Source organism: Mesorhizobium sp. B1-1-6, assembly GCF_006443035.1.
In the GTDB taxonomy this organism is placed as follows: Bacteria; Pseudomonadota; Alphaproteobacteria; order Rhizobiales; family Rhizobiaceae; genus Mesorhizobium.
On sequence record NZ_VFWR01000017.1, the window covers coordinates 43,117 to 55,993 of the forward strand.

The 12,877-nt window shown below is 64.5% G+C and carries 14 protein-coding genes; 6 read left to right on the forward strand and 8 right to left on the reverse strand.

Going from position 1 to position 12,877, the window contains the following annotated elements; genetic code table 11:
- Positions 1 to 77: 77 nt before the first annotated feature.
- Positions 78 to 1,112: an NAD(P)/FAD-dependent oxidoreductase gene (locus tag FJ979_RS27400; protein WP_140584342.1), complete on the forward strand. Its 1,035-nt coding sequence runs from the start codon at positions 78 to 80 to the stop codon at positions 1,110 to 1,112.
- Between the two features lie 11 nt (positions 1,113 to 1,123).
- Here the strand turns inward: FJ979_RS27400 and FJ979_RS27405 are convergent, their stop codons facing one another.
- Both FJ979_RS27405 and FJ979_RS27410 read right to left on the reverse strand, forming a co-directional pair.
- Positions 1,124 to 2,599 carry an MDR family MFS transporter gene (locus FJ979_RS27405; RefSeq protein ID WP_140584343.1) on the reverse strand — a complete coding sequence of 492 codons (1,476 nt, stop codon included), beginning with the start codon at positions 2,597 to 2,599 and terminating at the stop codon, positions 1,124 to 1,126.
- A gap of 240 nt (positions 2,600 to 2,839) precedes the next feature.
- Positions 2,840 to 3,457, reverse strand: a complete 618-nt coding sequence (locus tag FJ979_RS27410) for a DUF922 domain-containing protein (protein ID WP_181165355.1) — start codon at positions 3,455 to 3,457, stop codon at positions 2,840 to 2,842.
- A gap of 135 nt (positions 3,458 to 3,592) precedes the next feature.
- Between FJ979_RS27410 and folP the strand changes: the two genes are divergently transcribed.
- Genes folP through folK form a run of 3 tightly spaced genes read left to right on the forward strand, consistent with a single transcriptional unit; the run spans position 3,593 to position 5,318 of the window.
- Positions 3,593 to 4,444, forward strand: a complete 852-nt coding sequence (folP, locus tag FJ979_RS27415) for a dihydropteroate synthase (RefSeq protein ID WP_140560911.1) — start codon at positions 3,593 to 3,595, stop codon at positions 4,442 to 4,444.
- Positions 4,445 to 4,447: 3 nt separating this feature from the next.
- A complete protein-coding gene (gene folB / locus FJ979_RS27420; protein WP_140584345.1) occupies positions 4,448 to 4,807 on the forward strand; it encodes a dihydroneopterin aldolase in 360 nt (119 codons plus the stop codon).
- Positions 4,791 to 5,318: a 2-amino-4-hydroxy-6-hydroxymethyldihydropteridine diphosphokinase gene (gene folK / locus FJ979_RS27425; protein ID WP_140584346.1), complete on the forward strand. Its 528-nt coding sequence runs from the start codon at positions 4,791 to 4,793 to the stop codon at positions 5,316 to 5,318. The genes folB and folK overlap by 17 nt, the downstream gene beginning before the upstream one ends.
- On the opposite strand, the gene FJ979_RS27430 is transcribed toward folK, so the two are convergent.
- Positions 5,310 to 5,855 (reverse strand): DUF924 family protein, encoded by a 546-nt coding sequence (locus FJ979_RS27430; RefSeq protein WP_140584347.1) that lies wholly within the window; start codon positions 5,853 to 5,855, stop codon positions 5,310 to 5,312. The genes folK and FJ979_RS27430 overlap by 9 nt on opposite strands.
- 11 nt (positions 5,856 to 5,866) lie before the next feature.
- On the reverse strand, positions 5,867 to 7,702 hold the full coding sequence (locus tag FJ979_RS27435; protein ID WP_140584348.1) for a monovalent cation:proton antiporter-2 (CPA2) family protein: 1,836 nt from the start codon (positions 7,700 to 7,702) through the stop codon (positions 5,867 to 5,869).
- A gap of 263 nt (positions 7,703 to 7,965) precedes the next feature.
- Between FJ979_RS27435 and FJ979_RS27440 the strand changes: the two genes are divergently transcribed.
- Positions 7,966 to 8,232 (forward strand): hypothetical protein, encoded by a 267-nt coding sequence (locus FJ979_RS27440; RefSeq protein WP_140547541.1) that lies wholly within the window; start codon positions 7,966 to 7,968, stop codon positions 8,230 to 8,232.
- Positions 8,233 to 8,317: 85 nt separating this feature from the next.
- On the opposite strand, the gene FJ979_RS27445 is transcribed toward FJ979_RS27440, so the two are convergent.
- The 4 genes from FJ979_RS27445 to FJ979_RS27460 all read right to left on the reverse strand — a co-directional run bounded on the left by FJ979_RS27445 (position 8,318) and on the right by FJ979_RS27460 (position 12,122).
- Positions 8,318 to 8,869, reverse strand: a complete 552-nt coding sequence (locus tag FJ979_RS27445) for a hypothetical protein (protein ID WP_140498896.1) — start codon at positions 8,867 to 8,869, stop codon at positions 8,318 to 8,320.
- A 90-nt stretch (positions 8,870 to 8,959) separates the two neighbouring features.
- Positions 8,960 to 10,081 (reverse strand): YcjF family protein, encoded by a 1,122-nt coding sequence (locus FJ979_RS27450; RefSeq protein WP_140498894.1) that lies wholly within the window; start codon positions 10,079 to 10,081, stop codon positions 8,960 to 8,962.
- The gene (locus FJ979_RS27455; protein WP_140584349.1) at positions 10,078 to 11,556 is read right to left on the reverse strand and encodes a YcjX family protein; all 1,479 of its coding nucleotides are present in this window, start codon (positions 11,554 to 11,556) and stop codon (positions 10,078 to 10,080) included. The genes FJ979_RS27450 and FJ979_RS27455 overlap by 4 nt, the downstream gene beginning before the upstream one ends.
- A 62-nt stretch (positions 11,557 to 11,618) precedes the next feature.
- A complete protein-coding gene (locus FJ979_RS27460; RefSeq protein ID WP_140498890.1) occupies positions 11,619 to 12,122 on the reverse strand; it encodes a histidine phosphatase family protein in 504 nt (167 codons plus the stop codon).
- 271 nt (positions 12,123 to 12,393) lie between these two features.
- Here FJ979_RS27460 and dksA point away from each other — a divergent pair, with 271 nt between their 5' ends.
- Positions 12,394 to 12,810 carry an RNA polymerase-binding protein DksA gene (gene dksA / locus FJ979_RS27465; RefSeq protein WP_140498888.1) on the forward strand — a complete coding sequence of 139 codons (417 nt, stop codon included), beginning with the start codon at positions 12,394 to 12,396 and terminating at the stop codon, positions 12,808 to 12,810.
- The last annotated feature ends 67 nt before the right edge of the window (positions 12,811 to 12,877 follow it).

The window sequence follows — 12,877 nt, forward strand, 5'->3', positions numbered from 1 at the left end:
TGATTTTTGCGGCTGCCGCTTGGCAGCAAGCCGGAGGTCATGCAGTCTCACGCCAATCCAGCAGCGAGGCGCGCACCATGACCGGCATCACCAGGACAGACGTACTCATTGTCGGGGCAGGGCCGGTCGGCCTGTTCGCCGTGTTCGAGCTCGGCCTGTTCGACATGAAGTGCCACCTGATCGACATCCTCGACCGGCCCGGCGGCCAATGCGCGGAACTCTATCCGGAAAAGCCGATCTATGACATTCCCGGCTGGCCGTCGATCTCGGCGCAAGGCCTGGTCGACAAGCTGCTCGAGCAGATCGCGCCGTTCAAGCCTGATTTCACCTACAATCGCATGGTCTCCAGCCTGGAGAGGTTGGAGGACGGCGGCTTTCGCGTCACCACCGACGAGAACGAGGTGTTCGAGGCCAAGGTGGTGGTGATCGCCGCCGGCGGCGGCTCCTTCCAGCCGAAACGCCCGCCCATCCCGGGCATCGAACCCTATGAGGGCAGGAGCGTCTTCTATTCGGTGCGCCGGATGGAAGACTTTCGCGGCCACGACCTCGTTATCGTTGGCGGCGGCGATTCGGCGCTGGACTGGACGCTCAATTTGCAGCCGGTGGCAAAAAGCGTGACCCTGGTCCACCGGCGCCCGGAGTTCCGCGCCGCGCCCGACAGCGTCAACAAGATGTACGCCATGCAGGAGATGAAGCAGCTGGATTTCCAGGTCGGGCAAGTGACCGGCTTGACCGGCGCCGCCGGCCAACTGTCGTCCGCCCTGATCAGGGGGCCGGAGGGCGACATCGAAATTCCTTGCACGCGGATGCTGCCCTTCTTCGGTCTGACCATGAAGCTCGGACCGATCGCGGAATGGGGGATCAACCTTCACGAGAACCTGATTCCGGTCGACACCGAGAAGTTCCAGACGTCGGTCCCGGGCATCTTCGCGGTCGGCGACATCAATTGGTATCCCGGCAAGCTGAAGCTCATCCTGTCGGGCTTTCACGAGGTCGCGCTGATGGCCCAGGCCGCCAAGCGCATCGTCAGCCCGGGCGAACGCATCGTCTTCCAATACACGACCTCGTCGACCAGCCTGCAGAAGAAGCTCGGTGTGGCGGAGGCTTCCTGACGCGTATCGCTTCAGTCCGCCAGCACGGGGGCCTCGGGATGGCCGCGCAGCGGTTTTTCGGGCATCAGGCTTAGCGTCAGCAGCGCCATGATCAACATCACCACGGCGGCGACGAAGATCAGCCCGAAGGCGGCAGCTTCGGCACCGGCGCCGGTCGCCTGCGCGCCTTCGCCCGCCAGCGGCAGCCCGTTGCCCAGGGCGACCGCACCGAGGATAGCAACGCCGAGCGCACTGCCCAGCGAGCGCAGGAACGTCAGAACGCCGGTGGCGACGCCAAGGTGCCTGGGGTCGACTGCGTTCTGGACAGACACCGTGGCCACCGGAAAGGTGGTTCCGCTGCCGAGCCCGACGCATGTCGTCAGGATCTCGACAACCAGCAGCGAGGCGTGCCCCGCCACCAGGCTGAGGGTGCCGAGGCATAGAACGGCGAAGGCCAATCCGAAGATGGCGATCCGCTTGTAATGGACGAAACGCGGAATGGTGCGCCCGCTGAATGTCGCGCCGGCCACCGTGCCAAGCATCAGCCCCAGGAGGGCGGTGCCGGATTCGCTTGCCGACAGGCCGATGACCGACTGGAGATAGACCGGCAAGTAGACAGACAGGCCGATATTGGCCGCCTGCAGAAGGAACATGGAGAGCGTGCCGGCAAGGACGATCGGGTTGCTCAGTACCTCGAGCGAAATCAGCGGCTCGGTTGCGCGCAGCAGCCGCAGCGCAAAGGCGCCCCACAGGACCAAGGAACTGGCGACGAGCCCGAGGATCTCCGTCGATAGCCAGGGGTATTCGCTGCCACCCCAGTTCAGCGCCAGAAGCAGCAGGGCCGTGGCGGTGACGAGAAGCAGCGCGCCGAGCCCGTCGATGCGATGCCGTCTTGCCGCGACCGGCAGCTTGCGCAGCGGCTTGTTGATGATGGCCATGGCCAGGATGCCGAGCGGAATGTTGATCCAGAAGATCAGCGACCAATGGAGATGTTCAGCGAACGTGCCGCCGAGCAACGGCCCGGCGATGCTGGCGACTGCCCATGTGCCCGAGATCCAGGCCGCATAGCGTGCCCGCTCGCGTGGCGGCACAAGGTCGCCGATGACGGTCTGCGCCAGGGCGAAAAGCCCGCCGCCGCCGGCGCCCTGGATCGCGCGGCCGATCACCAGCACGAACATGTTGGGCGCCATCGCACTGACCAGCGAGCCGGCGAGGAAGATGAGGATCGCGCCATAGACGGTCGGCCGGCGGCCGTAGACGTCGGAGATCTTGCCGTAGAGCGGCGCCATGGCGGTTGCGGTCAGGAGATATCCGGTCACGATCCAGGGCAGGTACTCGGCGTGGCCGAGCGCTCGCGCGATGGTCGGCATGGCCGGTGCCACAATGGTCTGGTCAAGTGCTGCCAGCAGCATCGACAGGAGAACGCCGCCGATAATGGCGTTCTTTTCGCTTTCCGTCAGCGGCGCGCTCGCGGCCGCCACGGCCTGATTGTCGACAGCCTGGTCCATAATCTTTCGTCCATATGCTTGCGCGCGCCGTCCGGTGCGTCGGCTGGGCTAGCCGGGTTGCATCCGCGGCGCGATCGGTCGTGATGCTCGTGTTTGAAAGGTCGTGCCCTTGCCAACCCCTGATATGTCGTCCCGTATAGGCCGATTTCGACCGTTGCCCGGAAATTTTTCGAAGCTGGCACTACGCTTCGGCCCGGTTGGCTCGCACCGCCGCCCCTTAGGCGACATACATCAGGACGTTCACGTCGGCGGCAACCGGCCGTTGCCGATGCGCTCGACGCGATAGCGCAGGAGCCGCAGGATGCGGCTTTCGAAATTGACGCTTTCGACGCGATCGAACTGCACCTGGGCACGGTCGTGTCTGGCGAGAATGGCGGCGGTGATCTGGGCGGCCTTGGCCTTCGCCGCATCGCAGTCCTTCTGCGGGTAAGCGGCTTTCAGCGCGTCTTCCAGTTCGCGGGCGTGATTCTTGGCGATCTCGACATGGCGTTCCTCATGGCGCTTGATGTCGGCCGACAGCGTGTCCCAGAACAGCCGCACATCCGCGTCGGCCTTGCGTGGGCGGCTCCATTCGGGAAGGATAACCTTGACCTTGACGGTCACGGCGGCGTCGGCGATCCGGCAGGAGCCGGACTGCCCGGCATAGCTGATGCGCGTGGTGAAGGCCATCTGTGTGGCGCCGGGATGCCGCGAGCCCGTGCTCTTCACCTGCGGACCACGTTTGGAAAGCTGTGCCTCGATGTCTTCTAGCGTCCTGCCGCCGACGGCGAAGTAGCTATATGTCTTGACGAGATTGGCCGCGCCCGCCGGAACGGCGGTGGCGGCAAGCAGCAATGCGCAAAGCAGGGTTCGTTTCATCAGGTTGCCTCTCGTCCTACCTTGCTTTACGGCCATTGCCGGCGCAACGGAATTGATCTGGTGCGGATCACACATGGTTGATGAGCCCCACGGTTGATGAGCCACACGGTTGATGAGCCCCATGGTTGATGAGCAATGACGGCGAGGCGATGGCAGTTGGCGCACGGGCGTCATCTCGACCTTGGCGACAAGGCCGTGGTGGTCGGCATTCTCAATGTCACGCCCGACAGTTTTTCCGACGGCGGTCTGTTCGATGCCGCCGAAACCGCGCTGGTCCAAGCGCGCCGCATGCTGGGCGAAGGCGCCCTGGTCGTCGATGTCGGCGGTGAATCGACCAGGCCGGGCGCGTCCGCGATCACGGCAGGCGAGGAGCAGGCGCGCATCCTGCCGGTGATCGAGGCGCTGGCGGGTTCCGGCGAGGTGCTGATTTCGGTCGACACCTATCGCGCCGAGACCGCGCGGCTTGCCGTCGCGGCCGGGGCGCATATCGTCAACGACGTCTGGGGCTTGCAGCGCGAGCCGGACATTGCGCGTATCGCAGCCGAAACCGGCGCGGGGCTCATCATCATGCATACCGGGCGGGATCGCCGGAAACTGCCCGACGTCATCGCCGACCAGTTCGCGTTCCTCGAAAAATCACTGGAAATCGCCCGCCGACACGGCATCGCCGACGATCATATCGTTCTCGATGCCGGCTTCGGCTTCGCCAAAGAGACGGCCGAGGATAACCTCGACCTGATGGCGCGGTTTTCCGAGCTCAACGCCCTCGGATTTCCGCTGATGGCCGGAACCTCGCGAAAACGCTTCATCGGCACCGTCACGGGCCGCGATGCCGCCGAAAGAGGGGCTGGGACTGCGGCGACGAGCGTCATACTGAGATTGAAGGGCGCCGACCTGTTTCGCGTCCACGATGTCGCAATCAACGTGGACGCGCTGGCCGTGGCGGATGCTATGCTGGCGCGCGAAACCGCAGTTTCGGAACGCTGAACCATGTATGTCATCCGCCTGAAGAATTGCGCCTTCTTTGCCCGGCACGGGGTGCTGGACGAGGAGGAGGCGCTCGGCCAGCGCTTCTATGTCGACGCCTCGCTCACCGTGGAGCCCGGGCGCGCGCTGGTCGACGATGCCATCGGGGAAACCGTCAACTACGGCGTTGCCTTCACGGTGATCGAGGAGATCATCACCGGACACAGGCGCTTCCTGATCGAGGCGCTGGCCCTGGAAGTCGCAAAAGCCCTGACGGAACGCTTCCCGCAGATCAGGAAAGCCGAAATCACGGTCCGCAAGCCGAATGCGCCGGTGCCCGGCGTGCTCGATTACGTCGAGGTGACCGTTGTCTCGCCGCAGTAACACCGTCTATCTCAGCCTTGGCGGCAATCTCGGCGATCCGGCGAGTTCGATGGCGGCGGCGCTGCGCCTGCTCGACGCCGATGCCGCCACTCGCGTAGCCGCGGTGTCCTCGCTCTACCGCACGCCGCCCTGGGGCAAGCTCGACCAGCCCGACTTCCTGAATGCCGCCGCCGAACTCTCGACCCGGCTCTCGCCGCGGGCATTGCTCGACCTGTGCCTCGATGCCGAGCGCAAGCTGAAACGCGTGCGCGAGGAGCGCTGGGGGCCGCGCCTGATCGATATCGACATCCTGGTTTTCGGCGACCGCGTCATCCACGAAACCGGCCTGGAAGTGCCGCATCCGCGCATGCTTGAACGTGCCTTCGTGCTGGCGCCTCTGGCCGAGATCGCGCCCGATCTTGCCGTAAGCGGACGAAGCGTCTCGGAGCGGCTGGTCGCCGTCGATGCGGCCGGTATCGAACGCCTGCCGTCGGGCCGCGACTGGTGGCTGGATAGACCAGCGTCAGCCTGAGAACCCGCCATCGTCCAGAAAGGTTTTTTCCTCCGGCGTGGTTTCCCGGCCGAGCATCTTGTTGCGGTGCGGAAAACGGCCGAAGCGCCGGATGATGTCGAGGTGTTCTTCGGCGTATTTGAGGTAGTCCGGCGCGTTGGCCGCGGTGAGCTCGACCGACCGTTCCTGGTCGGCGAGCAATTCCGAATGTTCGAACGGCAGATACAGGAACACCCGCAATTCCGGTTCGAGCACCAGGTCCTGGCCGGCCGTTACAGCTTTTTGGGCGAAATGCTTCGCCAGCGGGTCCGTGGCGTACATGTGGCCGGTGCCGCGAAAGCAGTTGCGCGGAAACTGATCGAGCAGGATCATCAACGCCAGCGAGCCTTCGGCATGCTCCGACCAGCCGTCGCATTCGCGCCGTGCGGCCGCGTAATGCAGCTCAAGAAAGCGGTTGCGGAAATCGCCGTCGAAAACATCGCTTTTCTCGAACCATGCGTCCGCTCCGGCATCACGCCAGAATCTGGTGACCGACAGGGCTCCGCTGTCCAAATCCATGCTTTCTCCTATCAATCCGCCGGCTCGGACTTGTGCAGAACGCCGGCCGTTTCCTCGTTGAGCGCCTGGCCGGGGCGGCGCGGCGTGGAGAGCGGCGTCGGGATCGGCGTGCCGATATTGCCCTTCAGGAAGCGCTGTCCGGAGCGGATGCCTTCGGCGAGTTGCGTCTCGAAGCGGGCGGTGTCGCGGCGGCGGACGTCTTCGACCACCTCGGCGACGTCTTCCGGGTCGACGCCCAGGGCCTCCAGCGTCGAACCGCCAAAAACCAGCGCCGATTCGAATGTTTCACGCAGCTGATAGTCGACGCCTGTGCGGATGAGCTGTAGCGCGGTGCCTCGGTCGAAGGCGCGCGCCAGCACGGTGAGCAAGGGAAACTCGGCTTTGACGAGCTCGGCGATGCGTACGGCGGCATCGGGTTTGTCGACGCAGATGAGCACGGCGCGTGCGCGCCCGGCGCCGGCGGCGTGCAGGATGTCCAGCCGCGTGCCGTCGCCGTAATAGACCTTGAAGCCGAAATCGGCCGCTGCCTGGATCATCTCGACATCGTTGTCGATGATCGACACGTCGATGCCGCGCAGCAGCAATGGCTGGCTGGCGATCTGGCCGAAGCGACCGAATCCGATGATCAGCACGCTGCCGGTCAGCCCTTCGGCGACGTCGACGCCATCCAGCGACAGCTCGTCGCGCGGCGTCAGATACCGCAACGCGACGATCGCCAGCGGCGTCAGCACCATGGAGATGATGACGATGGCCGTCAGCGTCGCGTTGGCCTGGCCGTCGATGATGCCGACGGAAGCGGCAGCCGAATAGAGGACGAAGGCGAATTCGCCGCCTTGCGCCATGAAAACGGCGCGTTCCAGCGCCTCGCGATGGCCCGACTTCAGGATGCGGGCGACGATGTAGATGCCGAGCGCCTTCATGACCATGTAGGCAACGACATAGACGGCGATCAGCCGCCAGTTCTGAACCACCACATGCAGGTCGAGCGACATACCCACGGCGAGAAAGAACAGGCCGAGCAGGATGCCGCGAAACGGTTCGATGTCGGCTTCGAGCTGGTGGCGAAAGGTCGATTCGGATAGCAGCACGCCGGCCAGGAACGCGCCCATCGCCATCGACAGGCCGCTGAGCTGCATGGCAAGGGCGGATCCGAGAACGACCAGAAGGGCAGCCGCCGTCATCACCTCGCGGGCGCGGGCATCCGCCAGGATACGGAAGAAAGGGTTGAGCAGAAAACGTCCGGCCAGCACTAGGCCGATGATCGCGGCAAGGCCGATACCGACCTCGGCCAGCCGCTCCGACAGGCTGGTGTCGGTGCCGCCTGGCGCCAGGAACGCGATCAGGGCCAGCAGCGGCACGATCGCCAGATCCTCCAGCAGCAGGATGGAGACGATGCGCTGGCCCTTGGGCGAGGCGATTTCGCCGCGCTCTTCCAGAAGCTGCATGACGATCGCCGTCGAGGTCAGCACGAAGCCGGCTCCGGCGACGAAGGATTGCGCGATGGAAAAGCCTCCGGCTATTCCCACACTGGTCAGCAAGACCGCGCAGACCCCGACCTGAAGCGCGCCCAGGCCGAAGATCTCGCGGCGCAAGCCCCAGAGCCGCGACGGCTGCATCTCCAGCCCGATAATGAACAGGAACATCACGACGCCGAGCTCGGCGACGTGGAGGATGGCTCCCGATTCGGAAAACACACCGATGCCGAACGGGCCGATCACCACGCCCGCGGCCAGATAGCCGAGAATCGAACCCAGGCCCATACGTTTGAAGATCGGAACGGCGACAACACCCGCGGCGAGCAGCGCCACCACCTGAACAAGCTCGCTGCCCGCTGCCTCTGCCGCCATTCCCGCCATTCCGCTCGTTTGAGGACCGCAGCCTGTGCGGTCGGGTCAAGACGCCTCGGATCAGGCGCCAGCGCCCCAAGGATAGGGGCTTCGGCGGGCATGTAACAGCCCGAATCCTGCGGCGGGCAATGTTGCAGGCACGTTACACAAGTTGAGCGCGAGGCCGCGTTGCGTCTGGCTGCAATCGGAGGTTAAGCACGCCCGGCTTCGGCCAGTGGAGGGTGTGGCGATCAAGCCGCGCCCTTTTTGAGGAGATGACTGACATGAAGAAGTTTTTGCTCGTTGCCGTCGGCCTGGCGGTGCTCGCCGGCTCGGCTTGCTCCAAGGCGCCTGAGTGCACGGCCGAGGTCGCCACCAAGAAGGCGCAGGACATGGCCGCCGCGCTGCAGGAGGCGGTTACCAAGGATCCGTCCAAGGCGGCCGATCTGACGGCCAAGGTGCAAGAGGTGACGACCAAATATCAGGGCACCACGACCCTGGCCGACGCCTGCAAGGCCTATGATGAGGTGACGGCGGCGATCAAGGGCTGATCGTTCCTATCGACGTCTTCAAAAGGAGGCGTGGCGATGGGCCGCCGTCTCTTTTTGTGTTTGGTTACAGGCGGTTGATACGCGCTCAGTTCGGCGCGATGGAGCCGACTTCGATCGCGTCGACCCGCTTCAGGCTCATGCCGATCACCGGCACCAGCTGGTCCGCGACGCGCACTGCAACCGTCACCGTCATCGAATTGTCGTCGGGGATGCGTGCCTGCATGACGCCGCGCAGCTGGTTGCGGTTGATGGTGAACACCACCTTGCGGGCATCGACCACATTGCCGCCGATGATATCGAGGCCGGCACCGGCCGCGCCGCCCATGAAGGAGCCCTTGTAATCGCGCCCCTTGCGCTCGATCTTGGCCGACATCGGCTGGGTGAACATGCCCACACGGCAGCCGCCGTCGAGCGTCATGCCCATCTTGCCGTCGGGCGTCGAGCCGGTGAAGCTGCAATTGAACTTCGTGCCCTTGTATTTGCCGGCGACGATCTCGCCCGGGCCCACCCACTTGCCTTCGGCGGACCGGAAGAACTGCTTGTCCGGCTCCGCCGCGGACGCCTGTGCGGCAATGCCGGCGACAGTGGTGATCGCAACCGCCAGGGGCAACAGGCTGGACAGAATTACGCTTTTCATCGACGACACCCGGCAACAAAGAGGCTGTTTTGGAACCAGTGCGACCATGAACAAGATTGGTTAATGCTTCGTCACTGCCAAGGTCGTCGTTCACTTGCCAGGCGGGGTGTTCTCGCTTTCCTTCCTGCTTGCGAACGATGTCAGCGCGGAGAGGAAATCACCCAGTCCCGGCCGTTTTGCCGCACTGAAGGGCAGGGGGCGCGCCGTCTCCATCGCGGCGATGCCGATGCGCGCCGTCATCATGCCGTTGACGACGCCTTCGCCGAGCTTGGCGGAGAGGCGCGCAGCCAGGCCGTGGCCGACGATCTGCTGGACGAAACTGTCGCCGACGGCGATCGAACCGGTGACCGCCAGATGCGCCAGCACGCTGCGCGCCAGGCGAAAGAAACCCAGTGTTCCCGGCCGCCCGCCATAGAGTTCCGAAAGGCGCCGGATGAGGCGCCCGGCCTCGAACACGACATAGGCTACGTCGACGAGCGCACGCGGACTGACGGCCGTCACCAGCGACACGCGTTTGGCGGCTTCCAGGATCATGATCTTGGCCCTGGCGTCGAGAGGGCCAAGGATCTCCGCCTCAGCGAGACGCACCAGATTGGCGCCATCGATGATCTCGTCGCGCAGATCGGCCAGCGCGCGCCTGCCCGCAGCCGTTTCGGGTTTGGCCGCGACGAAGGCCGACAGCTCGTCGACCACCAATCGCGCCGCCTTGGGATCGTCGCGTGCAATCGCATCGAGCGCACGTTTCTGCAGCTTTTCGACCTCGGCAAGCCGGGCGATCGCCAGGAACTCGCGAATCAGGATCACCACCAGCGCCAGCACGGCGACGGCAGCCATGCCGGCGGCCAGCCAACCCAGCCACTCGGCGCGCGCGAACAGATCGCGAATGAGCTGATCGGTCCACAGGCCGATGGCCAGCGAAACCAGCACCCCGAACGCGCCGAAGAAGATGGAGCCAAGCAATGAACGTTTCCTGCGAGCGACCGCCGGCGGCGGTTCGGCAGCGACGATGTCCGGCTCGTCGAACACGTCGATCTCCGACGGGATGACCAGCGCGACATCGCTCTTCACCGCGCGGGGCTTGCGCTGTGTGTCGGTCTGGACACGGCGCGCCTCCGGCGCCCCGGCCTGGGCACGGCGCGCCTGCGCCGCGTCCTGCTGCGATGTGGCCTCCGGTTCGATGCGGAATGCCGCCGGCTTGCGGGGCGCGGTCATGCCAGATGGTCTCCGATCAGGAACTGCAAGGCACGGTCGAGCCGGATATGCGGCAGTGACAGCATGACGCCCTCGGCCGTGCGCTCGAGTTTTGGCGGGCGAAAACGCACGAAGCGGATCGCCGGGTCGGTATTGTCCTGCCTGCGCGCTCCCCCGGGAGCTTCGAAGACAGCATCAATTTTCTCCGGTAAATCACCGGGAAATATGGCCGTTTCAGCTTTCCCGTCAAAGGTGTCGCCATTGATTGTCTCGCCCGCGAGCGGTGTGCCGATGATGACCGGCAATGTCTCGCGGCCCTGTTTGACGGTGCCTTCCCGTGTTGCGCGCACCGCCGCCATGGCGACGACGTCGACGCCGGCGCCGGTGAAATTCGCCCGCGCCACGGCGCGGTCTGCCAGCCGCCGCACGATCGCCTGCAAGCGGTCATGGCTGTCGTGATGCAGGTGGTCGGCCTTGGTGGCGGCGATCAGGATACGATCGATGCGCCGCGAGAAAAGATCGGTGAGGAAGCTGCCGCGTCCAGGACGGAAACAGGCGAGGATCTCGGTCACCGCGCGCTCCAGGTCGGCCATGGCTCCGGGGCCGGCGTTCAGCGCCTGCATGGCGTCGATCAGCACGATCTGGCGGTCGAGCCGGGTGATGTGTTCGCGGAAGAAGGGTTTGACGACATGGGTCTTGTAGGCCTCGTAGCGCCTTTCCATCATCGCGTGCAGCGAGCCGCTGCGCGGGCGCTTGTCGCCCAGGCTGGCCAGAGGAGCGAAGGTCAATGCGGGCGAGCCTTCGAGATCGCCAGGCATCAGGAAACGGCCCGGCGGCAAAGTCGAAAGCGCCCGCTCGTCGAGCTTGCAGGCTTTGAGATAGGCGGCGAAATCCTCGGCCAGGCGGCGCGCCGTCATCTCCTCGGCATCGGCGTTCGGGTCGATCTCGGCCGATAGCGCCCGCCAGGCCCGCGACAGGTCCTCGCGCACCGGCAACGCAGCCATTTCAAGGGCTTCGCGCGAAAAATCGGCGAAGGATTTTCCGAGCAGCGGCAGGTCGAGCAGCCATTCGCCGGGATAGTCGACGATGTCGACCGACAGTTTTCCGGAGGAAAACATCCTGTTCCAGCCGGAGGCCGATTCATATTCGATGGTCAGCCGCAATTCGGAGATGGCGCGTGTCGAATCGGGCCAGACGCGGTCGTTCACCAAGGCGGCGATATGGTCCTCGTACTGGAATCGGGGCACCGCGTCGTCGGGCTGCTCTTCGAGGAAAGCGCGCGCGATGCGCCCGGATTTCTGCGCCTCGAACAGCGGCAGGCGCCCGCCGTGAATAAGGTTGTGGACCAGCGCCGAGATGAAAACCGTCTTGCCCGCCCTGGAAAGACCCGTGACGCCCAGCCGCAGCGACGGCGAAAATAGCCCGCTGGCGCGGCCCGAAAGCGTGTCGAGCGCAATTCTCGCCTCGTCGGTGAAAGTGGTCAGCGATGACGCCAAAATTGTCTCTCGATGCTGCGACAGGTCCGATATAGGCGTTGCCGTGCTGGTTTGAAATGGCGTCAGAGGTCAGCCGGCGTCAGGAATGCCTCGAGATAGCCGGCACCCTGGGCGGCCCCGGCAAGATCGCCGCTGAAGCGCACGACCGCCAGGCCCGAGGTCGGGAAACCATGATTGAGCATGGCGCGGGCGCTTTCCTCGCCATCGCCGGACACCGCCATGGCGAGATCCTCCGTCATCGGATTGTGGCCGACGAGCAGCATCGAACCCACCCCACCATTGTCCCGGATGAGGCTGAGGTACGCGGCCGCGTCCTCGCTGTAGAGCGCGTCGACGAACAGAACCCGGCCGGTGTCGGCCCGACCGGCCACGCCTTCCAGCGTCTCCTTCGCGCGCCGGGCTGTGGAGCAAAGCGTCAGATCGGGCACATAGGAGCGCGACCGCATGGCGATGCCCATCGCCTCCGCATCAGCGCGGCCGGACGCATCGAGCGGGCGATCGAAATCACGCATGCCGGGCAGCGCCCATCCGGCTTTGGCGTGCCTCAACAGATAAAGCCTGCTCACCCAACCTCCACCGTGCCAACAGCCCGAACCTTGCTGTGATTAGCCATAAGAACGGCGTGGCGCACAATGGCAGTCGTTTTTCGGACATGACGAATCATCAGCCGGCGGCTGCCAGTTCGAAGGATCCGGTACCTAAGACCAGCCCGAATCACCTCAATCGCGCTCATCGAGGCAGATTAACAATTGCGTGAATCGGTAATCGATTGCGCTTGTGCAGGCGTTTGACCGCGAATATATAGGCGCCAAATTTGGGGCTGTTTGGGTGAGTCGAATGAACGATGCCGTTACCGCCGATTACGTACCCTCCGAAGACGAGCCGTTCATGAACGAGCGGCAGAAATCCTACTTCCGCTCAAAGCTCGTCACCTGGAAGAACGACATATTGCGCGAAGCGCGCGAAACCCTCGAAATCCTACAGCAGGAAAACGCCAATCATCCCGATCTAGCCGACCGCGCCTCTTCGGAAACCGACCGCGCCATCGAACTCAGGGCGCGCGACCGCCAGCGGAAACTCATCGCAAAGATCGATTCGGCCTTGCAGCGCATCGAGGAAGGCACTTACGGCTATTGCGAGGAGACCGGCGAACCGATCGCGCTGAAGCGGCTGGATGCCCGCCCGATCGCAACCTTGTCGATCGAAGCGCAAGAGCGCCACGAGCGCCGCGAGAAGGTCTATCGCGACGATTAGCCTGCGGTCTGCATTCAAGAAGATTTCAGCGATATCGCTCTCGAAATGGCCGGTTTTCCGGCCGTTT

Coding starts and splice junctions, on each gene's coding strand:
- FJ979_RS27430 (WP_140584347.1), bottom strand. CDS start 5,855: ATGGATTTGGACAGCGGAGCCCTGTCGGTCACCAGATTCTGGCGTGAT.
- FJ979_RS27400 (WP_140584342.1), top strand. CDS start 78: ATGACCGGCATCACCAGGACAGACGTACTCATTGTCGGGGCAGGGCCG.
- folB (WP_140584345.1), top strand. CDS start 4,448: ATGTATGTCATCCGCCTGAAGAATTGCGCCTTCTTTGCCCGGCACGGG.
- folP (WP_140560911.1), top strand. CDS start 3,593: ATGACGGCGAGGCGATGGCAGTTGGCGCACGGGCGTCATCTCGACCTT.
- FJ979_RS27405 (WP_140584343.1), bottom strand. CDS start 2,599: ATGGACCAGGCTGTCGACAATCAGGCCGTGGCGGCCGCGAGCGCGCCG.
- dksA (WP_140498888.1), top strand. CDS start 12,394: ATGAACGATGCCGTTACCGCCGATTACGTACCCTCCGAAGACGAGCCG.
- FJ979_RS27445 (WP_140498896.1), bottom strand. CDS start 8,869: ATGAAAAGCGTAATTCTGTCCAGCCTGTTGCCCCTGGCGGTTGCGATC.
- FJ979_RS27450 (WP_140498894.1), bottom strand. CDS start 10,081: ATGACCGCGCCCCGCAAGCCGGCGGCATTCCGCATCGAACCGGAGGCC.
- FJ979_RS27410 (WP_181165355.1), bottom strand. CDS start 3,457: ATGAAACGAACCCTGCTTTGCGCATTGCTGCTTGCCGCCACCGCCGTT.
- FJ979_RS27435 (WP_140584348.1), bottom strand. CDS start 7,702: ATGGCGGCAGAGGCAGCGGGCAGCGAGCTTGTTCAGGTGGTGGCGCTG.
- FJ979_RS27440 (WP_140547541.1), top strand. CDS start 7,966: ATGAAGAAGTTTTTGCTCGTTGCCGTCGGCCTGGCGGTGCTCGCCGGC.